Consider the following 19,961-nt stretch of genomic DNA (forward strand, 5'->3'; position numbering starts at 1 on the left):
TATTATAGAGTAGAAGAATACACTATTCAATAGGTTTAGAGAATTATTGCAAGTCAATTCATATTGTTTCAAAAAGGAGCGCTTAGAAATGTCTAAGAAGATACACGATTTCAACGACATTATTAGAAAGTTGAGGAAAGATCTATTCGGAAAAGGTCCGGAGAGGATTACAACTATATTCGTTGATAATATGGCAATCTCTACGTTGTATGGAAACTTGACACCAACTGAAAAATTCATAGCGGGTACACGAGAAGGAAAAGAAATGGTCCATTCTGCCAGAACAAAAATGATACAAGAAGTGTATGATGAATCACCTCCGGATGGCCTTGAGGAGGTTGTTGGGGCAAAATTTATCCATCTCTTTTCAGACATCAAATTAGAGGATGATATTGCAGTTTCTGTATTTTTGTTTGATAGAATCATTGATCAGTGAAAGGAGAACAAATATGAACCGAATTCAACGTCGGTCTATTTTACGATTTGCCAACGGTAATTTCGAACAAAAATATGATGAGGTTGCAACCGAGTATCCTATTACAGTTAAATTGAATGGCAAAGAACTATTGACGATCGTGTGTACACCTGAGTATCTCGAGGATATGGTAGTCGGATTTCTTGCTTCTGAAAGAATTATTATCAGTTATAAAGATATACAGGAAATACGATTGGAAGAAGATTTAGGGTTAGTCCATATCCAAACAAGCCGGACATTCCCTTTTTTCGAACAACTACAAAATAAAAGGTATATTACTTCATGCTGCGGCATGAGCAGACAAGGTTTCGTTTTCGCCAATGATGCACTTACCGCAAAACGTATGCAAGATAGAAACGTACTGTTATCAGCTCAGGATTGTTTTGCACTGATGGAAAAAATGGATATGAAAGCCGATCTATTTCAACAAACAGGCGGGGTCCATATTGCTGCACTTTGTGATTCGCAAGATTTCATGCTAACGAGAATGGATATTGGACGTCATAATGCACTTGATAAGATTTATGGACATTGTTTAAGAAAAGATATTCCTGTCAAAAACAAGGTAATTGTCTTTAGCGGTAGAATTTCTTCCGAAATATTGTTGAAGGTTGCAAAAATTGGTTGTGAAGTTGTTCTTTCAAAATCAGCCCCGACTGAACTGGCTATAAATCTTGCTGAAGAGTTAGGCATAACTGCAGTTGGATTCATTAGAGGCGAATCATTCAATGTCTATACACATCCCGAAAGGATTAAATAACGATTTCCCCTGTTTTTCGACTTATTTAACTTTTAAGTGACAAACCCAAATAATGGTGGTACTATGTCGGAAATGTGACAAATATATGTCTTCTGAATTTTTATTATTCAAATAGAATGTAAAATTCTTCATTTTATCAAGAAACTTCTTTATAAAAATCTGAAGATATTTTTATTTGGCATATTACTTTATCATTAAAGGGAGATGTGAAAAATGAAAGGGAGAACGAAGAAAACGAAGAACAGATGGTTAATTGCCGCCTCTGCTGTCGGGATTCATATTTCAATCGGTTCCGTGTATGCTTGGAGTAACTTTACAAACCCTCTCATCGATCAATTCGGATGGTCGACGAGCCAAGTTCAATTGACGTTTAGTATCGCAATTTTATTTCTAGGTCTGTCCGCTGCATTTCTTGGGCACTTCGTTGAAAAGCACGGTCCTCGTAAAGCTGGTATTCTCGCGGCAACATGCTTTGGAGTGGGTGTCATGGGTGCCGGTTTTGCTGTAAGTATGTCTTCACTTACGCTATTATACGTTTTTTATGGTGTGTTGGGTGGAATTGGTTTGGGTGTAGGATATATCGCTCCCGTTTCTACACTAGTGAAATGGTTTCCCGATCGACGTGGTCTAGCAACTGGAATGGCCATTATGGGGTTTGGCTTTGCAGCTGCGATCAGCAGTCCAATAATGGAAGCGCTTATTAATTCAGTCGGCCTACAAAATACTTTTTATATTTTAGGAGCGTCTTATTTATTAATAATGATTGTCTCTTCTCTTTATCTCGAAAAACCTGAGGAAGGTTGGGCACCTGCGGGGTATGTTAAAAAACTAGAATCCGGAAAAATTGAAGCGAAAGTTGACTTAGCGCAATTGACAGCGAATGAAGCAGTCAAAACTAAACGATTCTACTATCTATGGATGATGCTGTTCCTAAATGTCACTTGTGGAATCGCCATTTTGTCTGCGGCGAAGCCTCTTGCTATAGAAAGTATTGGCATGACTACAGTACAAGCTGCTGCTCTCGTAGGAGTTCTTGGTCTTTTTAATGGAGCTGGAAGGCTTGGATGGGCATCTATTTCCGACTATATCGGCCGAAGGCATACGTATACAGCGTTTTTCGTTATCCAGTTAGCGCTTTTTGCCCTTCTTCCATTTACAACAAACGCTATTATGTTCCAAGTAATGCTCGCCATCATTTATACTTGCTATGGCGGTGGTTTTTCATGTATACCAGCATATATCGGCGATATTTTTGGAACAAAACAACTTGGGGCAATTCATGGGTATATTTTAACAGCCTGGGCGGCTGCAGGGATTGCTGGAACAATGTTTGCGGCATGGATGAAAGACACAACAGGAAGCTATGAAAGCAGCTTATTATTTTTCTCCGGACTCTTTGCGATTGCTTTAGTGATTTCGATTTTAATACAAGTTGATATCAAAAAAGTAAGAGCTGAACAACATAACTCTAAAAAATCAAATGTAGTACAAACTGCTAAGAGCGTTTAATATTTTTATAATATGCGACCCCTACTCCTTGGAATATGGAATAGGGGTTTTGCTTCTATTTATACCGTTTCATACTTATTTGTAAAAGCAAGATAGAGCAAGTAGATCGTGAAGCAGATAGCCATCGTCATATATCCCCATCCAAGAGTGAGCTGATCGATGAGCAAGTAGTTGTTGCAAAGTTGAATAGGCGCTTTTATATAAAGAAAACCCATTATATAAAACATAAAAGTAAAAGTGACCCATATAACTTTTTTCCCGGCCGAACCGATTTTTTTCCAACTATCGCGTAATGGAATGCCTGCAAGAAACGGTAAACTAATGAATTTGAATATCTCCACTGTCATATTTGTCAATGCATCATCCATCGTTCGCGGAATCATCCAATACAACATGATAAGTGTAAATAGTAAAATACCTGGTATCCCATCCCCATTCCATTTAGCAAAGAACGTAGGAAACTTACGTCTGAAAAAAACAGCAATTAGAAAGCCGCAAAATATAAGAAGTGGCATTTGCATATGCATGTGCATAATCATTATTGATTCGAGCACATCTGCAACGACTGGAATTGCAAGGAAGATGAATAATGCTGCTCCATATGCTGCCTGCTTCATGACCTCCCCTCCCTACCGCCCAGTACTTCCATCAGTTTTTCTGCAGCCTCATCCACATTTGTATAATCCATAACTTCTTCTAATTTGCCTTCGCCATCTACGAGGTAGAATGCTGAATTATGAGCGAAATTCCCATAATCATCGGGAATGACGATGACGCCGAACTCTTTCAACAGACCTTCCAATTGCTGCTGGTTCGGAATTCTTGCCATTCTCCATGTCTCGCCATCACTATTGAACATATTTTTATAAATGTCTAAAGTAGCGGGGTCATCTCTTGCAGGATCAAAACTGATACTAAGAAAATCGATATCTTTTCCAATGTATTTCTGTGGAATTTTCTCATATAACTCGGACATATTCATCTCGAGATCGATGCAAACAGTCGTGCAAGATGAGTAGAAAAAAGTTATAAGAACATAATTTCCTCTAAATTCATCAATCGAATATACCCGACCCTCACTATCCTCCATAGTAACTTCGGGAAATGCAGGTTTATCTTTTAGCAAATGATTCACACGGGCTTTTTCGGCAGTGAATGCTGTGAATCCATCAGTTCCGATAAAAATGATAAGTAATCCGACTAGCAATACTACCGAGCTAGCCAATTTCGTATATCGAGTTGACATGATACCCACTCCTCGATTGTTTTCAAGAAGAGGTGGCCTCTCATCAGGACCACCCACCCTTTTATTCACCATGTTATGAATGGAGGCGATCCAGGAGGTGCATTGACGATCAAATCGACTAGCGGAACGACATACCCCATGGAAACGACTAGTAACATGGCAACAATCCATAATCCCCATCGATCCGTCCACAATGGCGTTGTTTCTTCGGGCATTTCCGGCTCGGCAATCGGAAATTGCGTTTCTCCTTTTGGAGCAAAAAACATCATATGGAATACAGCGTATACTTGGATGAGCACACCGATAATCAGGAATGTCCCTCCTACAGCAAGGAAAAGCAAGTACGGATCCCAACCGAGTGCTGTCGCATCATCCCCATAAGTCGTATAGGATGTTCTTCGAGGAGATCCAAGCAATCCGACCCAGTGCATAGCAACGGACATGGACAACATGCCAACAGTCCAGATAATTGTTTGGATGATGCCGATTTTATTCATCCTTGGAGTCAGTACCCGTTTAGATATATAAGGGATCAACCAATAACTGATGCCGAAGAATGTCAGAATTACAGATGTGCCGACTGTTAAATGGAAATGGCCGACTACCCATAATGTATTGTGCACGACTTGATTCAATTGGTTAGTTGTTTGTGCAATTCCTCCAGCACCTGCAGGAATGAAGGCAATCATTGCAACCATCGGAGCGAGGAATCTCACATCTCCCCAGGGCAATTTCTTTAACCAACCAAACAACCCTTTTCCCCCTAATCTCCTGCCGGTTTTTTCGAACACATAAAACATTGCGAAAGCTGTCATCAAAGATGGAAAACCGATTGCAAGGCTCATGAACAGATGAAGAAATTTAAGAGTTTGTGTCATTCCAGGATCGACAATTTGATGGTGGAATCCACCTGGAATATTTGAGATTACTAACAAAATGACGACTACCCTTGTCAATGTATCGCTAAATCTACGTCCTCCGATAATTTTAGGAACGACTACATACCATGCTGATACAGCTGTCAAATACCATATGTTCACTAATGTATGGCCGAAAGACCAGAATAGCGTGCGGCTAAGCAAGACATTGATCGTAGCTTTCCAACCGAAAGACCATGCAATTAACGTCAACACTTCAATGGTGACACCGATACTTCCGAAAAACAATAAAACAAATACACCTGTTGCAAAGAATGCGAGAATTGGAATATGCTTTCCTGGATTCTGTTTACGCCATTTTGCTACGCTTATGAAAGCTCCGAAAGCGCACATCCATACTCCGATGACGATTAGTGCTAGACCAATATAAAAATAGGGTGACGCTGCCATAGGTGGATAAAATGTATACAAGACGGATGCTTTATTCATAAGTATTGGAATAACTGCTACGACAAGACCAATCACTTTCAGCCAAAAGCCGATCCATGCCACTTTTCTCACTTTTGATGATAAACCGCCTAATGTGTGAGACAAACCTGCATAGAAATAGCCGATCGTAAAGAAAGCCGTTAATACAAGTACGAGCAATACACCATGAGTGGTCAAAACTTGATAATAATTGAACCAGTGTGGCAGCTGCATGAGGCCGGCTCTTTCCAAACCTTGCAGCAGCCCTAATGCACCACCGATTAGCAAAGCGATAAAAGCTACACTCATATATGATTTTGTCAATTTGGCATCTTCTGGTCCAATTCCCATCACTTTATTTGATGTATCCTTAAAAACGGTTTTTAATTTCTTTTCTTTTTGATGCACATTTACTGCAGTATTCAAGGAAATTCCCTCCTTTATTTCACCGTTATAGTCGTACTCATATGCTGATGTCCTGCGCCGCAATACTCATTGCATAACACGAGATATTCCCCAGGTTTATCGAATGTTTGCGTCGCTTTTTGAATATGGCCAGGCATCACCATCGCGTTCAAGTTTGTGTTAGCAACTTGGAAACCGTGTACTACATCCTTCGATGTCATGATGAAAGTGACAGTTGAACCAGCCGGAATTTCAATATTCCCCGGATTGAAGTTGAAGACTTCCAAAGTCATGACTACTTCATATTCTTTGTCGCCGGTCTTATAAACGCCTGGCTTATCAAACGGTGCAGTTTCATTCACCTTTTGCGGGTCAATTGTCTCTTTATGGCTCGGTGGCCCCATCCCAAAAGCAAATGTTTGATAACCCGTAATAAGCATGAAAATGACAAGCATCCCACCGCTCAATAGTAACCAGATCTCTTCATAGCGATTCATTTTCATCTTTCTTCCTCCTAATCTCTATCGTGTATTAGTAGCGGTACATATAAATGGCGAATAGCAATACCCACATTACCAGGATGACAAGTCCGACGATGCCTACTGATACCATTGTTCCTTTTACGGTATTTTCATCTTCTTGTTCTTGCTTATTTTTAAGCGGTGCTTCATGCAAATTCATTTCGTAACACCTCCATTGCTTTATTGTTGTTTTTATAATAGTTGATAATAGTTCTCAATAATGTGATGTACATCACATTAACGAGATTGAAAGTGACAAACCTATGACATTGATTCCAACAAAAAAGCCATTTTGCAACTACGCGATCGTAGTTTGCAAAATGGCTATCATGTAATGATTCAAGTAAAATTGAGCAATTCATCTTTCAGCATTTCTGGGCGTATCAAATATTCCCCTTCTTCCAATCGCAACGCATCATCTTTGCGCAGCTGTGAAATCATCCGGTTGACTGACTCTCTTGAAGTGCCGATCATATTGGCAAGATCTGCATTTTTAAAGCGAGTATTCAACTTCACCCAACCTTCCTTCCCTATGACAGATCCATGTGTTTCACAAAGCCTAAGCAATAATAACAAGATCCGTTCATTCGCACTGCGCAATGCAAGCTCCTCCAGCCTTTGCTGCAAATTGACGATTTGATCGCCAAGCATTCTGAAAAGCTTGATGGACAAAGAAGGATTCGACATAAGAACCTGTTCGAAATCTTTGATAGCAATCGAAAAGACTTCACTATCCTCAATCGCTTGTGCATGAGCTGGATAGTGACCTTGACGGAAGAAACCGACATGTGGAAACAAGTCCCCGTGCTGTTTAAAATGCAGGACTTGTTCTTTGCCCGCCTGGTCGTTCCTGTATATTTTAATCTTCCCTGCCGTTGCGATAAATACATGGGTGATCGGATCACCTTGCAAAAATAAAATAGTTCTATCGGTAAGCTTCCTACGATACATAATTGAAAGAAAAGGCTTCAATTCTTGGTCGGATAAGTCTTTAAAAAACATTGCACTTTTCAGAAGTTCAATTTCCGAGTCCATTTTATCTCTCCTTCGAATGAAACATAACTCTCCAAATAAAATAGTTGCTTATATTATAACATTCTATCGCAAGATATCGGCTTAGAAACAGAAAACCGCCATGACATCGTAATGATTGATGTCATGGCGGTAGAAATTGATTAGTTGACTTGTGCTTTCATTTCGTTGAACTCTTTATCAGAACAGAGAACGAAATGACCTGGTGTCACTTCACGGAATTCCACTTTTTCATCTGGTCCGTAATTATGTTTTTTAGGATCATACGCTTGTCTTACGCGTGTCCGTTCATAAATCGGATCTGGAAGTGGAATTGCAGATAATAATGATTTTGTATAAGGATGAAGAGGATTTTTATATAATTCATCTGCAGGAGCCATCTCAACGAGTTTCCCAAAATACATAACGCCAATACGGTCTGAAATATATTTCACCATTGATAAGTCATGCGCGATGAATAAATACGTCAATCCTTTTTCCTTTTGCAGCTCTTTCAAGAGGTTGACGACTTGTGCTTGAATAGATACATCTAGTGCGGAAATCGGTTCGTCAGCAATAATGAACTCAGGGTTGACGGCAAGTGCTCGGGCGATCCCGATCCGTTGCCGCTGTCCTCCGGAGAACTCATGCGGATAACGATCAGCATGCTCTTTATTCAATCCGACTGTTTCCAGCAGCTCGACAACTTTTTGTTTCCGTTCTTTCGGATTTTTAACCAGTCCATGGACATCCAATCCTTCAGCAATGATGTCAAGAACTTTCATCCGTGGATTTAACGATGCATATGGATCTTGGAAAATCATCTGCATCTTCTGATTCAAATCCTTCATTTCGGATTTCGATTTATTCGCATGCACACTGACTCCGTCGTAAAGGACTTCGCCGTCAGTTGCGTCATATAGTCGGATGATTGTCCTACCGGTCGTCGATTTACCGCAACCGGATTCACCGACTAGCCCGAATGTCTCCCCACGATAAATATCAAAGCTAATATTATCAATTGCACGGACTTCGGATGGCTTGCCAGCATTAAAATATTGTTTCAAGTTTTTTACTTCTAGTAATTTCTCTGCCATCAAGCATCACCTCTATTCGCTTGCTCAAAATATTTGCTTCCACGGAAAGTCTTCATCCGGTCGATGATCGCTTTCGGCGGTTCAACTTCTGGAGCATTCGGATGCAACAACCAGGTTGCAGCATAATGCGTATCACTCACTTTAAACATTGGTGGTGCTTGCTCCAAATCAATTTTTAAAGCATACTCACTTCTTGGTGCGAAAGCGTCTCCAAGAGGTGGATTCAACAAATCTGGCGGAGTGCCAGGAATCGCATACAGCTTCTCTTCTGTCAAATCCATAGACGGCATCGAGCTGAGAAGCCCCCATGTATATGGATGTTGCGGGTTATAGAAAATTTCATCAACCGTACCTACTTCTACAATCCGCCCACCATACATGACAGCAACCCGATCTGCGACATTCGCAACGACGCCTAAATCATGTGTAATGAAGATGATCGACGTATCGACTTTTTTCTGTATATCCTTCATCAATTCGAGAATTTGAGCTTGAATCGTAACATCAAGGGCAGTTGTCGGTTCGTCGGCAATCAAGACTTTCGGATTACAAGCGAGCGCTATCGCAATAACAATCCGCTGTCTTTGGCCACCGGAAAATTGGTGAGGATACATTTTAAAGCGGTTTTCCGCGTTCGGAATCCCTACCATTTTCAAGAGCTCAATTCCTACTTCTCTTGCTTTAGCTTTACTAACTTTTTGGTGTTTTAAAATCGGCTCCATTACTTGCTTGCCAATTGTCATTGTCGGGTTCAATGATGTCATTGGATCTTGGAAAATCATTGAAATTTCTTTCCCTCTGATTTTTTGCATCTGTTTATCAGAAAGTTTCGTAAGGTCATTTCCGTTAAATAGTATTTCACCATTTTTAAATTCAGAACTTGATTCTGGCAATAGACGCATAATCGATTTTGTCGTAACCGATTTCCCGGATCCTGACTCACCGACAATTGCTAGCGTCTCTCCTTTGTTCAAATCAAAACTGACTCCTCGGATTGCTTTCACTTCACCGGCAAATGTGTGGAAGGAAAGCTCCAAGTCTTTTACTTGCAATATTTTTTCCATATTGGCTTTCCTCCTATCAATCTTTCATTTTCGGATCCAGCGCATCGCGCAGTCCGTCGCCGATCAAGTTAAATGCAATCATCAAGACACTGATGATCACAGCCGGGAACAATAGGAAATACGGCTGATGCTCCATCACTTTGTATCCATCATTGATCAGCGTACCTAATGAAGCGGCAGGCGGTTGCAGCCCAAGTCCGATAAAGCTCAAGAACGCCTCAAAGAAAATAGCAGTTGGAATCGTGAACATCGTATTAATAATGATAATCCCCATGATGTTCGGCAATAAATGCTTACCGATGATTCGCTTATCACTCGCGCCAAGCGTCCGTGAAGCAAGTACGAATTCCTGTCCTCTATATTTCAAGATTTGAGCACGTACAATACGGGACATGCCGATCCATCCGGTCAAGGATATTGCAATGATAATTGCGGTTAGCCCCGGCTCCATTATCAATAGCATCAAGATGACGATAATTAGTGTCGGGATACCGATTAAAATTTCGACAATCCGTTGCATGATATCGTCAACACGGCCACCGAAGTAGCCCGAAATTCCTCCGTAAAGGACACCGATGACCACATCAATCGCCGCAGCAACAAATGCAATCAATAAGGAAATTTGAGTTCCTTCCCAAACACGTGTGAACAAGTCACGGCCAAGTCCATCTGTTCCGAACCAATAATACTCATCCACTTTTTTAATTTCATATAGGTTTACTGTTTCTCCACCTAATTTTCCCATTCCGTCAAATATCCCTAATTTTTCAATACCAGGAATTTTTGGCGGCAAGTTAGCGTGACGTAAAATTTGTTCATCACCATCATGGCCATTTAGATGCGGCCCTATTAAAGCCATAATGATAAACAATACAAGAATAATCATGCTGACAATCGCCGCTTTGTTTTTCCGTAGTCTTAGCCATGCATCTTGCCAAAAACTTAAGCTTGGTTTAGTAATACGTTCAGCATTACTGCTATCAATTGAAATACGCTCGAATTTTTCCGGCGGCAATTGTTGAAGTTCTTCTTTTCGCATTAACCTTTACCTCCAGACAAACGGATTCGCGGATCAATGATTCCGTAAAGAAGGTCTACAATGAAGATAATGAAAATCAACAATGCAGAGAAGAATAGTGTCGTACCCATGATTGTTGCAAAATCATTCGTCATGATGGAGGATACGAACTGCTCCCCGATTCCCGGAATCGCAAAGATCTGTTCTACAACAAGGGAACCGGTGACAATACCGGCCGCTACCGGTCCTAATACTGTAACGAGAGGAATTAGCGCATTTCGGAATGCATGTTTGAATGCGATTTCAAAACCGCTCGCACCTTTCGCTTTCGCTAATGTAATATAGTCGGAACTCAATACTTCAATCATTTCGGTACGAATGAAACGTGCCGATAGTGCAAGTGGTCCCATTGCCAAAGCTATGGAAGGAAGGACACTTGACTTCCATCCGTCGTTCCAAAGTCCGACCGGCAATAAATGCCATTGGGAAGCGACCCAATATTGCAATAATGAAGCAAATACGAAAGAAGGTATCGATACGCCCAATATGGCGAAAAATGTACTTCCATAATCCCATATCGTATTCTGCTTCAAAGCGGCAAGCATTCCTAATAGAATCCCTATGATCGTACCGAATACCATCGCCTGCGCACCTAATATGAAGGAAGGTTTCACCCTTGACGCCAATAAGTCGTTAACGCTTTTCCCTTTAAAGACAAAGGAAGTACCCAAATCCCCTTTGGCTAAGTTTTTCATATAAATAGCGTATTGTACCGGTTTCGGTTTATCGATGCCATATTTTTTTTCTACTATTGCCCGTTGCGTTTCGTTCAACTTATTATAAGAAGCAATCGGTGAACCTGGGAGCGTCTGCATTAAGAAAAACGTTGCAGTTGCAATCAGGAACATCGTAAGGAACATGTAAACGAGCCGTTTTCCAATATACTTAACCACGTTGCACCTCCAAAGTACGTGAGTTTGATTTATGTCAAATTGAATAATCAATTTCTTTTCAAAATGAAAACACTTACAAACTTTCACTTTATTCCCTTTTAGTAAAAAGAGAGTATATGGAGCTTCCGCCATATACTCTCAGATGATTAAACTGCGTTGCTTACTTACTCTTTACCAGAGATATAAGCCCATTTGTAGCTGTAGTCAGCTCCGAATGGATGAACTCCAAGTCCTTTGAAGTACGGTTTTTGAAGTTGGATCAAACCACGTTGGTAGATCGGTGCGATAGCTGCTTCATCCTCAAGTAGGATTTTCTCAGCTTTTGCGAATGCTTCGTAACGTGCTACAGGATCTAGTGCAAGCTCATCTTTAGTAGATTCGATCAATTCATCGTATTCTTTGTTCGAGAATGACATCAAGTTGTTAGTACCACCTGTTACGAACAAATCCATGAATGAAATCGGGTCTTGGAAGTCAGGGCCCCATCCAGAAACTTGGATATCGTAATCTTGATTTCCGTCAAGTTCCAAACGTACTGCGAAAGGAACTTCTTTCAACTTGATTTTCAAACCTTCAAGGTTGCCTTCAAGTTGTGATTTGAAATACTCGTCCATTTTCTTGGAAAGTTCAGTGTCTCCGCCTAGGATTTCAAGTTCCAATTCAGTAACACCTAGCTCTTCCAAACCTTTTGCCCAGTATTCCTTAGCTTCTTCTGCATCGTATACTAGGTGATCTCCGCTGATTTCACGGAAATCTGTTCCGTTTTCATCATATGCGAATTCTTTTGGCACTAGGAAGTTTGCAGCTGTTGATCCGTTCGCAAGAACTACATCAGCCAAGTCCTCTTTTTGGAAAGACTTTGCAATTGCTTTACGGATATTTACGTTTGCAAGTGGAGTTTTTTCTCCACCGCGTTCTTGGTTAAATTTAAAATAGAATACTGCTGTATCTGACTCATTACGAGCTTCCTCATGAGTTCCATATTGAAGAGCCAAGTCTCCAGATACTCCTGCACGGTCTTTCTTGCCGTCGTTGTAAAGTTTAACTGCTGTTGCAGAATCTTTAACAACGTCAACGTTGATTGTTTCAAGTTTTACGTTTTCAGCATCCCAATAATGTTCGTTTTTCTTGTAAACCCAGCTATCTCCAGTTCCATCCCATTCAGTAAGAACGAAAGGACCGTTGTAAAGCAGGTTGTCAGAGTTCGTAGCGTATGCATCACCTTTTGATGTAACAAACTCTTCTTTTTGTGGGTAGAACGTTCCGAATGACATTAGTGATAGGAAGTAAGGTACTGGGCGTTCCAATGTTACGACCAATGTTTTGTCGTCCTCGGCAACTACGCCAAGTTCAGACTTGTCCATTTTCTCTTCACTAATTGCTGTTGCATTTTTGATAACTCCAGACATCATGAACGGACCATAAGGCGATCCAGTTGCAGGATCGATTGCACGTTGCCATGCAAACACGAAATCGTGTGCTGTAACAGGTGTTCCATCAGACCATTTTGCATCACGAAGTTTGAATGTGTAAGTGAGACCATCTTCACTTACTTCCGCTTCCTCTGCTGCCATTGCTGGTTCAGCAACGTTTTCAAGGTTTAAACGGTACAACCCTTCGTTTACGTTGTTCAATACGTTAAATCCTACTGCATCTTCCACGATTGCGGAGTCAACAGATGGAATTGCTGCAGATTCGATCAAGTTCAAAACTTGTTCTGCATCCGGCTCGCCGGCTTCTTCTGTTTGTTGTTCTGTTGCTTTGTCATCTTCTTTGTTTGGTGCAGCAGTTTTGTCTTCGTCCTTGTCCTTGCCTCCGCAAGCAGCAAGCACGACACTTAGCACTAATGATAAAGCGACAAGCAAAAGCCATTTGTTTGTTTTCAAAGCATTGACCTCCCTTTTGTAATTGTCTGAAGAATTATCACTTTTTATTATACATTCAAAATATCTTAAGTCAAAGAGTTTTTTTATGTTTTTTTCTGAAACAACATAATTATAAAAGAAATAAAAGTCTAAATACTTAGCATATATATACATAAAACCTTATAGATATTGACTTCTAGCCAAATTGCATTCTTTCGTCAAATGAGATATTATACATAAATAATCAATAATATAAACAATAAAAAAGAGGTTAGAATATGAAGAAAATTACATTCAATGTTATTGTAAACCAATTATTAATTTTGGTACTTGTTTTAATCTTATACAAGAAACTGACAACTATAGATTATATTAACGTTTCTTTCTATATAGGAGGAGCCTATCTCTTTATTGGAATTCTTGTTTTGATCTTGCAATCTGGTTTTTTCGATTTCTTTTCTTCGAGTTTTAAAAAGGTCTTCTCCCGCAAACATGGCCAAGACGAAATAAATACTATGCGGGCACCTTCGGAAATCATAACAATGAAAGCTTCTTTCTTTTTCAGATCGGGACTGCCAATCATATTAATCATGCTCGTCGCTTTATTCATATACTCTTCCTGAGTTGTACAGTGTTTATATGGTAGGAAAGAGTGGTACCAATTAGGTAAGTGAAAAAGTATTTGGAATGGAGCTGATAGTGAAATGGAGATTCTTCTATATATAAGCGCAATCATAGCAGCAATATCCTTACTACTGATTGCGATCTTTGTCATTGTTGCATTGCGGAGTGCGAAAAAGTCGATGATGGAAGTATCTGATACGATTAGCAGGATGGAAAACAAAATAAGTGGCATCACTACAAAATCCGAGCAGCTAATGGAAAGGACAAATCGAATAGCATCCGATGTAGAAAGCAAAGTGCAACGTTTGGAAAGTGTTGCACAATCCGTTCAACATATCGGACAATCGACTGAAAATCTCAATCGTTCTTTCCAATCGATTTCTCAGCAAATTGCTGCGCCTGATCCAAAATACCGTGAATTAATGGAAAAGCTGACGACGTTAACGGAAGCCGCTTCTCGAATCTATTTTAAATTCAATGTAGAAAAGCGGAAACAAGATCCATTCGTTCAGCAAGAGATAAAGCAACTCCCTTCTCCATTGAAGGTGAAGTAAATTGACATACGGAGGTGATTCACTTGGATTGGCTAGGAATTGGTGTTCTAATTATCGGAATCGCATTCGCGATTCTAACCTTTTTATTAATAAAACCATTACGGAAACTGACCGATGCATTGGACGATGTAAAACAGACTACCGATCGCCTTCCTAAAGTGGTCGATGACTTATCAAAACAAACAACTAATATGATGCAATTAAGCAGTACAACGATTTCAAACGTCAATGAACAAGTGAAAGAAGTTAGCCCATTCTTCCATATCATCGGGGATACTGGTGAAGCTACTCGTAAAATGACGCTTGCAGCGCTAGACAAAACGAACTCACTAAAAACACAAACGAATAGCGCTTCGAGTTTTACAAAACGTGAAAAGTATGAAGGAATCTACGGCATTCTTGCATTCATCTTTTTTCTATCTGAAAGGAAAAACAAAGTACAAGAACTATCCGGCTCTAAAAAACATCTTAAAAAAGCGATGGAGGAATGATCCTCCATCGCTTTTTTATTTATCATTGACAATATATTTACCTTCTCTTGCAGCTTCTTTTGCTTCCTCCTTCATCCTGTCAATATCAAAAGCTCGCTGTTCACCTGATACATATAATGAAGAAGGCCGTTTCAGTTCCCCATTCTTTTCCTTATTGCTACGAATCGCATAAAATGCTAGTGCAGCTGATCCATATAATCCGCCAATTCTTTTGTTACGTGTTTCTTCATCAATCGAATCCGTCTTCTTTTTGACAGATACAGCAATATCGTTGACAGAGGAAGTCAGTTTTCTCGTCGATTCACCAATATCTCCGACGATATGGAAGAGAGGCGTAAGTGTACCAAGCTTTTCATTCACATCAGCTAATGTATCATTTGAACTCTGTATTATTTGACCCGTTTCACTCAATACATCGTCCAATTGATCCGGCAGCTGTTCAACAGTCCGACTTACACCATCCAATATCGAAGCAGTATTATTAAGAACCCTTGCCAAGTAAATAGATAGAATGAGAAATGCGATACCAATTAATAAAACACCAATTCCAGTCAAGGTCATTACCTTCTCCCCTTTCTATCATGTTGAAAATGTTTGTCCACGCTTCCATGATTTTACTAATCCTTTTACAAACTCCGCACTTTGTATAATGCGAATGAACGGTTTTGTCCCGGTCGTATTTCCAGTGTCTGCATATGCTTTAGTCAATTCATCCAATTCTTCACTCATGACATGAACAGCATCTCCTAATTTTTCAGTAGACAAAAACACACTATCAAGTGCATTCAATTTGGCTTCCATGTCAGATACCGTCCCGTTAGTGTTATTTAACGTCCCTTCTAGAGCTTCAATTGTTCCATCTAATTTGGACTCCATATTTCTTACCGCCGATTGAACCGCTTCCATGCTTGTCGATGCGCGTATGAGCAGTTTTGCTAGAGCGACTGAAAAAATGGCGAACGAGAGCGCCATTATGAAAACTCCAATATGAACTAACATCGAGTCATCCCTCCCTGTCCTTCTATACCACGTATTGTGAGACGGTAAGCATCCTACAATAGAAAGAATCCGATTCCAATGATAATATAAGCAGCCAACAGCGTAAGTCCTTCAAACCAATTCGATTCCCCATCGTTGGAAAGATTAATGACAAGGAATGTTGCTGTAATCATTGCAACAAGTTCGGGTATAGTGAAGACAAGCGGCATTGTTTCCGGCATCATAAGCGATAACAGCACAAGTATGGGAGCTACGAACATTGCTACTTGCAACGTTGATCCGACCGCAATTTCCACAGCTACGTCCATCCTGTTTTTCATCGCCATCGTTATAGCTGAAAAGTGTTCTGCTGCATTACCGACGATTGCCACGATGATTACACCGATAAACAGCTCTGTCCAGCCGAATTTCTCACCAAGCGTCTCAAATGTATGTACGAGTTGTTCAGAGACATAAGCGACTGCAATTGTCGAAAGCAGCAAAATGATAATTGACTTCATCTTTGACCATTCAGGAGTCTCTTCTTCTTGATTAGTCGAATCAGAAGACGCGAAAACGCCTCGGTGAGTAACAAGTTTGAAAAACAAGCCTGCAAGATATAGTGCGATTAAAATAATTGAAATACCGACGCTTAACGTAATCGTATCGGCTTGGTCCATATTTTGTGTAAAGATTTCCGGAATAACAAACGCAACGATGACCGCAAAAATCAATAAGCCTGAATTATAGCGTGCATCATGTAAACTGAACTTTTGTGTCTTATATTTGATGCCACCCGCGAAAAATGACACGCCAAGTACAAGCAATAAATTTCCTAAAACCGATCCGGTCAAGGAAGCAAGCACAATACCAATCAGGCCGGCCTTTAAAGTAAAATACGAAATGATCAGCTCTACAGCATTACCGAATGTTGCATTCAGCAAACCACCAACCCTCGGTCCGCTAACAATCGCAAGGCTTTCTGTCGCTCTGCCAATAAAACCTGATAATGAAATGATAGTGGCACAACTTATGATAAATATTGGAATATCTGGCCAATCCATTACAGAACCTACAATGATTAGCGGTACTCCGATGAAAACAAGCAATGTAAATATCCGATTCACCGCAATCTCCCCCTTCAACAGAATCTCTCTATATCTTTCCCTGTAACTGACTGAACCAAACAGGATTCATTCCGTGGAAAATGACGCTGGAATATATTTTCATTGATACTTTTCGAACAAAAGTGTACTATATATACATAAGCTGCATTGTTCGTATACACATTAAGTTTTAACCTTTAAGCTGTAAAAGGGAGTTTTATATTGAGACCGGAATGGTATGCCTGATTCATTGAACCAGGACGGACAGGATTGTCTCTGCGGACACCCACTTTGAGGAGTGGTGGTTTAAAACTTTCATGATTAACGATACGGCAAAGGCGGCTTTTAATTTTTATGATTATGACAACCACCATCCATTCGTGATGGTGGTTTTTTACTTTTTCAAAAATCCAGACAAACGGATAATTTTCCTGACTGAGGACATCATACATATTGTAAGTGGAGATTTCACTTAACAAAAAATTCAAAGGAGATGTCATACAAATGAGGGACAACCGACAAAATCGGGACAACAACAACAACAATAACAACAACAGACAAAACGAGAGGAATCAAAACAACAGAAACAACAACACTGAATTTGCCGATGATTTCTTCGGGCAAAACAATCAAGACAACAACAGAAATAACAACAACAACAACAACAACAACAACAACAACAACAATAATAACCGAAACAACCGCAATAACCGAAACGACAACCGTTAACAACAAACAAACGACCTGTACCGCTAATATACGCGATACAGGTCGTTTTATATTTTTTTTACTGCCGCTTCACACCATTTTTAATAAAGCTTCTTCTCCAACCATTCCAACATGAATGCCTAATGTTTCTGCTTCGAGTGTAACCGACTCAAGTGGCGCTTTCAGCAACTGTTCAATTGTCTTTACTCCGACAGCCCTGCCAGCTATTATTTGTCGGTCTGCTAATACATTATTCAGCAATCCTACATCTAAAGCGCCGCACATTATATAACCTTTATCATTTGAAACCGTCAATAAGGTCGTTTTCGGTAAACGGACAGTTACAGCCGTAAACGGATATCCTCCAATTATAATTGGTGTCAATGTTACCAAAATGCTCCCCCCTTCCTCTTTATACATATGGACTTTCATTCATAATTGTGCTCCTATATGTCTGTCCCGATTCACTGCTATAATAGTAGTAATCGATTTAACGGTTAGAGGAAGTGATGCAAAATGAATGAAAAAGAGAGTGAAGAACATATTCATACTACGGATGATAGGAGCTTTGAAGACTTAAGCGAAGAAGAAATGCACGAAGTCGTATTGGAAGCTCAACGGGAAGCTCTATTGCAACAAAAAGAAGAATATGATCCGAAGAAAAAAATGCCGAAATGGTTTATTTGGCTTTTGTCCATAACGTTATTCATCAGTACATTCGCAGGGATTTTTCAGGTTTACTCCATTCCCGCAATCGATTTTCTTATAACTTCCGCTTCATTATCACAACAGGAAAATATAGCAGCTTATAAGAAATCGGTTGTTGTAGTCGTAACGGAAGATGGCAAAGGAACCGGTTTCTCCATTTCAAGCGATGGACTCATTTTGACAAATTATCATGTTGTGGAAGAAAATCGTTCCCTTTCTGTTGTATTTCCTAAAGATGGTCGTTTTGAGGCTACTGTAAAAGAGACGTTTCCAGCAATTGATATGGCGATACTTGAAGTAGAAGGAGAAGGTTTACCTTTTCTTCCTATGGATGATTCGATTAAAATCGAAAAAAATGATCCTATTACTTTTATAGGAAATCCGCTTAGTTTCAAAGGAATTGCCAATGAAGGCACTATTTTAGAACCGATCAAGCTTTCTGGTTGGACGGATGAAGTGATGATGATTAAAGCGCCTGTCTATCGTGGAAATAGCGGAAGTCCTGTATTAAATGAAGATGGCAAAGTCATCGGAATCATTTTTGCTACAATGGATCATCAGAAACATGGAAAAGTCGGTTTATTCATACCTAGTTCATTATTGAATGAATATGCAACGGATGAGAAATAATCCTTGAAATGATCTTCGTATTTTATTTCAATGCAAACTATTATAATTTGGCGTCAAAATGAATTATACTATTCCATGCACCATGTGTTGTTACATATATAATGGAGGGAAATGTATTGAAAAAATTATTGTCTGCGCTAATTGCTTTGACAATCGTCATGTCACCAATCGGCAGCCTAATACTGAATGATCATGCGACGACAGTTGAAGCGAAAGGATATAAATCCGGCAAGAAAAGCTTTAATCCAAGTCAAAACAACTTTACAAAACCAAAAGTGGACAAGAAACAGGAAGAAAACACTTCGTTTAATAAATCTTCCAACACCACTTCTAAAAAAGGCGGTTTCTTTTCAGGAGGCCTTATGCGGGGCTTATTTGTAGGCGGGATTGCAGGTCTTCTATTTGGAAGTCTTTTCGCCAACATGGGTATGTTAGGTTCAGTTTTAGGTTTTCTCATTAATATGATGGCGATCATTTTCATTATTAGTATGATACGCAGAATTTTCTCACTTCTGAAAGCAAAAAAAGAGAAAGAGAATGCTAATCCATGGCAGAGTTAATTATATCTGAACAAGATATTGTAAATGCTATCTGCATTGATCAATCTCAGAAGCATAATGTACAACCTGAAGAAATCGAAGTAGAGCTTTTATACGATGATGAAGAAGGCTTTTCCGCAGAACTTGAGTTTAACGGTCATCAAAAAGTCATCGGATCTTTCGACATGATTCAAGCGATACGCTATTGGATTAAAGAAGTTTTGAATAAAGATCCTTATGCCGCGGGAATCAAGTTATTGTTGGATCGGGAAGAGGGCATAATAGCCGAGATTCAATAATATAGGCAGCTCTTCTCAAAAATAAGCCAGGTGGGTATTTACAGGTACCCGCCC

25 protein-coding genes and 1 other RNA gene are annotated in these 19,961 nt (G+C 39.8%); 10 read left to right on the plus strand and 16 right to left on the minus strand.

Annotated features, from left to right (window positions below; all coding sequences use genetic code 11):
* The first annotated feature begins 88 nt into the window (after positions 1-88).
* The 3 genes from ACR65H_RS11695 (at position 89) to ACR65H_RS11705 (ending at position 2,744) form a co-directional block, all read left to right on the plus strand.
* Positions 89-436: a Na-translocating system protein MpsC family protein gene (locus tag ACR65H_RS11695; RefSeq protein ID WP_440500451.1), complete on the plus strand. Its 348-nt coding sequence runs from the start codon at positions 89-91 to the stop codon at positions 434-436.
* A gap of 13 nt (positions 437-449) precedes the next feature.
* The gene (gene fdhD, locus ACR65H_RS11700; RefSeq protein ID WP_440500452.1) at positions 450-1,235 is read left to right on the plus strand and encodes a formate dehydrogenase accessory sulfurtransferase FdhD; all 786 of its coding nucleotides are present in this window, start codon (positions 450-452) and stop codon (positions 1,233-1,235) included.
* Between the two features lie 213 nt (positions 1,236-1,448).
* Positions 1,449-2,744, plus strand: a complete 1,296-nt coding sequence (locus ACR65H_RS11705) for an L-lactate MFS transporter (protein ID WP_440500453.1) — start codon at positions 1,449-1,451, stop codon at positions 2,742-2,744.
* 59 nt (positions 2,745-2,803) lie between these two features.
* Here ACR65H_RS11705 and ACR65H_RS11710 read toward each other — a convergent pair whose 3' ends face one another.
* From ACR65H_RS11710 to ACR65H_RS11760, 11 genes are all read right to left on the minus strand, one after another.
* Complete coding sequence (locus ACR65H_RS11710; RefSeq protein WP_440500454.1) at positions 2,804-3,361, minus strand: hypothetical protein; 558 nt, start codon at positions 3,359-3,361, stop codon at positions 2,804-2,806.
* Complete coding sequence (locus tag ACR65H_RS11715; RefSeq protein WP_440500694.1) at positions 3,358-3,993, minus strand: SCO family protein; 636 nt, start codon at positions 3,991-3,993, stop codon at positions 3,358-3,360. Before ACR65H_RS11715 ends, ACR65H_RS11710 begins: the two co-directional genes overlap by 4 nt.
* 62 nt (positions 3,994-4,055) lie before the next feature.
* Entirely contained in the window at positions 4,056-5,687 is a 1,632-nt protein-coding gene (locus ACR65H_RS11720; RefSeq protein ID WP_440500695.1) for a cbb3-type cytochrome c oxidase subunit I, read from the minus strand.
* A gap of 89 nt (positions 5,688-5,776) precedes the next feature.
* Positions 5,777-6,244, minus strand: coding sequence for a cytochrome c oxidase subunit II (locus tag ACR65H_RS11725; protein WP_440500455.1), 468 nt, complete (start codon positions 6,242-6,244; stop codon positions 5,777-5,779).
* Positions 6,245-6,272: 28 nt separating this feature from the next.
* A complete protein-coding gene (locus tag ACR65H_RS11730; RefSeq protein ID WP_440500457.1) occupies positions 6,273-6,422 on the minus strand; it encodes a cytochrome C oxidase subunit II in 150 nt (49 codons plus the stop codon).
* A 179-nt stretch (positions 6,423-6,601) separates the two neighbouring features.
* Positions 6,602-7,297 carry a Crp/Fnr family transcriptional regulator gene (locus ACR65H_RS11735; RefSeq protein WP_440500459.1) on the minus strand — a complete coding sequence of 232 codons (696 nt, stop codon included), beginning with the start codon at positions 7,295-7,297 and terminating at the stop codon, positions 6,602-6,604.
* 140 nt (positions 7,298-7,437) lie between these two features.
* Positions 7,438-8,370, minus strand: a complete 933-nt coding sequence (locus ACR65H_RS11740) for an ABC transporter ATP-binding protein (RefSeq protein WP_440500460.1) — start codon at positions 8,368-8,370, stop codon at positions 7,438-7,440.
* Entirely contained in the window at positions 8,370-9,434 is a 1,065-nt protein-coding gene (locus tag ACR65H_RS11745; RefSeq protein WP_440500462.1) for an ABC transporter ATP-binding protein, read from the minus strand. The genes ACR65H_RS11740 and ACR65H_RS11745 overlap by 1 nt, the downstream gene beginning before the upstream one ends.
* Before the next feature lie 16 nt (positions 9,435-9,450).
* Positions 9,451-10,473, minus strand: a complete 1,023-nt coding sequence (gene opp3C / locus ACR65H_RS11750) for an oligopeptide ABC transporter permease (protein WP_440500463.1) — start codon at positions 10,471-10,473, stop codon at positions 9,451-9,453.
* Entirely contained in the window at positions 10,473-11,405 is a 933-nt protein-coding gene (gene opp3b / locus ACR65H_RS11755; protein ID WP_440500464.1) for an oligopeptide ABC transporter permease, read from the minus strand. Before opp3b ends, opp3C begins: the two co-directional genes overlap by 1 nt.
* A 164-nt stretch (positions 11,406-11,569) precedes the next feature.
* Positions 11,570-13,291 (minus strand): peptide ABC transporter substrate-binding protein, encoded by a 1,722-nt coding sequence (locus ACR65H_RS11760; RefSeq protein ID WP_440500465.1) that lies wholly within the window; start codon positions 13,289-13,291, stop codon positions 11,570-11,572.
* 257 nt (positions 13,292-13,548) lie between these two features.
* On the opposite strand from ACR65H_RS11760, the gene ACR65H_RS11765 reads away from it, so the two are divergent.
* From ACR65H_RS11765 to ACR65H_RS11775, 3 genes are all read left to right on the plus strand, one after another.
* Complete coding sequence (locus ACR65H_RS11765) at positions 13,549-13,893, plus strand: DUF3899 domain-containing protein (protein ID WP_440500466.1); 345 nt, start codon at positions 13,549-13,551, stop codon at positions 13,891-13,893.
* Positions 13,894-13,974: 81 nt separating this feature from the next.
* On the plus strand, positions 13,975-14,448 hold the full coding sequence (locus tag ACR65H_RS11770) for a DUF948 domain-containing protein (protein ID WP_440500467.1): 474 nt from the start codon (positions 13,975-13,977) through the stop codon (positions 14,446-14,448).
* A gap of 23 nt (positions 14,449-14,471) precedes the next feature.
* Entirely contained in the window at positions 14,472-14,939 is a 468-nt protein-coding gene (locus ACR65H_RS11775) for a DUF948 domain-containing protein (protein WP_440500468.1), read from the plus strand.
* A 15-nt stretch (positions 14,940-14,954) separates the two neighbouring features.
* On the opposite strand, the gene ACR65H_RS11780 is transcribed toward ACR65H_RS11775, so the two are convergent.
* Genes ACR65H_RS11780 through cax form a run of 3 tightly spaced genes read right to left on the minus strand, consistent with a single transcriptional unit; the run spans position 14,955 to position 17,044 of the window.
* Positions 14,955-15,500, minus strand: coding sequence for a DUF948 domain-containing protein (locus ACR65H_RS11780; RefSeq protein ID WP_440500470.1), 546 nt, complete (start codon positions 15,498-15,500; stop codon positions 14,955-14,957).
* Between the two features lie 18 nt (positions 15,501-15,518).
* Positions 15,519-15,938 (minus strand): DUF948 domain-containing protein, encoded by a 420-nt coding sequence (locus ACR65H_RS11785; RefSeq protein ID WP_440500471.1) that lies wholly within the window; start codon positions 15,936-15,938, stop codon positions 15,519-15,521.
* Positions 15,939-15,991: 53 nt separating this feature from the next.
* Complete coding sequence (cax, locus tag ACR65H_RS11790; protein ID WP_440500472.1) at positions 15,992-17,044, minus strand: calcium/proton exchanger; 1,053 nt, start codon at positions 17,042-17,044, stop codon at positions 15,992-15,994.
* A gap of 136 nt (positions 17,045-17,180) precedes the next feature.
* Here cax and ssrS point away from each other — a divergent pair.
* Positions 17,181-17,372: non-coding RNA, 6S RNA (gene ssrS, locus ACR65H_RS11795), on the plus strand.
* 119 nt (positions 17,373-17,491) lie between these two features.
* Here ssrS and ACR65H_RS11800 read toward each other — a convergent pair.
* Entirely contained in the window at positions 17,492-17,755 is a 264-nt protein-coding gene (locus tag ACR65H_RS11800) for a hypothetical protein (RefSeq protein WP_440500473.1), read from the minus strand.
* A 66-nt stretch (positions 17,756-17,821) separates the two neighbouring features.
* On the minus strand, positions 17,822-18,124 hold the full coding sequence (locus ACR65H_RS11805) for a YunC family protein (RefSeq protein ID WP_440500474.1): 303 nt from the start codon (positions 18,122-18,124) through the stop codon (positions 17,822-17,824).
* A gap of 123 nt (positions 18,125-18,247) precedes the next feature.
* Between ACR65H_RS11805 and ACR65H_RS11810 the strand changes: the two genes are divergently transcribed.
* The 3 genes from ACR65H_RS11810 (at position 18,248) to ACR65H_RS11820 (ending at position 19,907) form a co-directional block, all read left to right on the plus strand.
* Positions 18,248-19,069, plus strand: coding sequence for a S1C family serine protease (locus ACR65H_RS11810; RefSeq protein ID WP_440500475.1), 822 nt, complete (start codon positions 18,248-18,250; stop codon positions 19,067-19,069).
* 116 nt (positions 19,070-19,185) lie between these two features.
* Complete coding sequence (locus tag ACR65H_RS11815; protein ID WP_440500476.1) at positions 19,186-19,629, plus strand: hypothetical protein; 444 nt, start codon at positions 19,186-19,188, stop codon at positions 19,627-19,629.
* Positions 19,617-19,907 carry a DUF2653 family protein gene (locus ACR65H_RS11820; protein WP_440500477.1) on the plus strand — a complete coding sequence of 97 codons (291 nt, stop codon included), beginning with the start codon at positions 19,617-19,619 and terminating at the stop codon, positions 19,905-19,907. Before ACR65H_RS11815 ends, ACR65H_RS11820 begins: the two co-directional genes overlap by 13 nt.
* Positions 19,908-19,961: the final 54 nt, after the last annotated feature.

The organism is Sporosarcina sp. SAFN-015 (assembly GCF_059415085.1).

Bases quoted from the DNA above. Each gene is read 5' to 3' on its own strand.
- ACR65H_RS11695 (WP_440500451.1), top strand. From the start codon at position 89: ATGTCTAAGAAGATACACGATTTCAACGACATTATTAGAAAGTTGAGG.
- fdhD (WP_440500452.1), top strand. From the start codon at position 450: ATGAACCGAATTCAACGTCGGTCTATTTTACGATTTGCCAACGGTAAT.
- ACR65H_RS11705 (WP_440500453.1), top strand. From the start codon at position 1,449: ATGAAAGGGAGAACGAAGAAAACGAAGAACAGATGGTTAATTGCCGCC.
- ACR65H_RS11710 (WP_440500454.1), bottom strand. From the start codon at position 3,361: ATGAAGCAGGCAGCATATGGAGCAGCATTATTCATCTTCCTTGCAATT.
- ACR65H_RS11720 (WP_440500695.1), bottom strand. From the start codon at position 5,687: ATGGGAATTGGACCAGAAGATGCCAAATTGACAAAATCATATATGAGT.
- ACR65H_RS11725 (WP_440500455.1), bottom strand. From the start codon at position 6,244: ATGAAAATGAATCGCTATGAAGAGATCTGGTTACTATTGAGCGGTGGG.
- ACR65H_RS11730 (WP_440500457.1), bottom strand. From the start codon at position 6,422: ATGAATTTGCATGAAGCACCGCTTAAAAATAAGCAAGAACAAGAAGAT.
- ACR65H_RS11735 (WP_440500459.1), bottom strand. From the start codon at position 7,297: ATGGACTCGGAAATTGAACTTCTGAAAAGTGCAATGTTTTTTAAAGAC.
- ACR65H_RS11740 (WP_440500460.1), bottom strand. From the start codon at position 8,370: ATGGCAGAGAAATTACTAGAAGTAAAAAACTTGAAACAATATTTTAAT.
- ACR65H_RS11745 (WP_440500462.1), bottom strand. From the start codon at position 9,434: ATGGAAAAAATATTGCAAGTAAAAGACTTGGAGCTTTCCTTCCACACA.
- opp3C (WP_440500463.1), bottom strand. From the start codon at position 10,473: ATGCGAAAAGAAGAACTTCAACAATTGCCGCCGGAAAAATTCGAGCGT.
- ACR65H_RS11765 (WP_440500466.1), top strand. From the start codon at position 13,549: ATGAAGAAAATTACATTCAATGTTATTGTAAACCAATTATTAATTTTG.
- ACR65H_RS11770 (WP_440500467.1), top strand. From the start codon at position 13,975: ATGGAGATTCTTCTATATATAAGCGCAATCATAGCAGCAATATCCTTA.
- ACR65H_RS11780 (WP_440500470.1), bottom strand. From the start codon at position 15,500: ATGACCTTGACTGGAATTGGTGTTTTATTAATTGGTATCGCATTTCTC.
- ACR65H_RS11785 (WP_440500471.1), bottom strand. From the start codon at position 15,938: ATGTTAGTTCATATTGGAGTTTTCATAATGGCGCTCTCGTTCGCCATT.
- ACR65H_RS11810 (WP_440500475.1), top strand. From the start codon at position 18,248: ATGAATGAAAAAGAGAGTGAAGAACATATTCATACTACGGATGATAGG.
- ACR65H_RS11820 (WP_440500477.1), top strand. From the start codon at position 19,617: ATGGCAGAGTTAATTATATCTGAACAAGATATTGTAAATGCTATCTGC.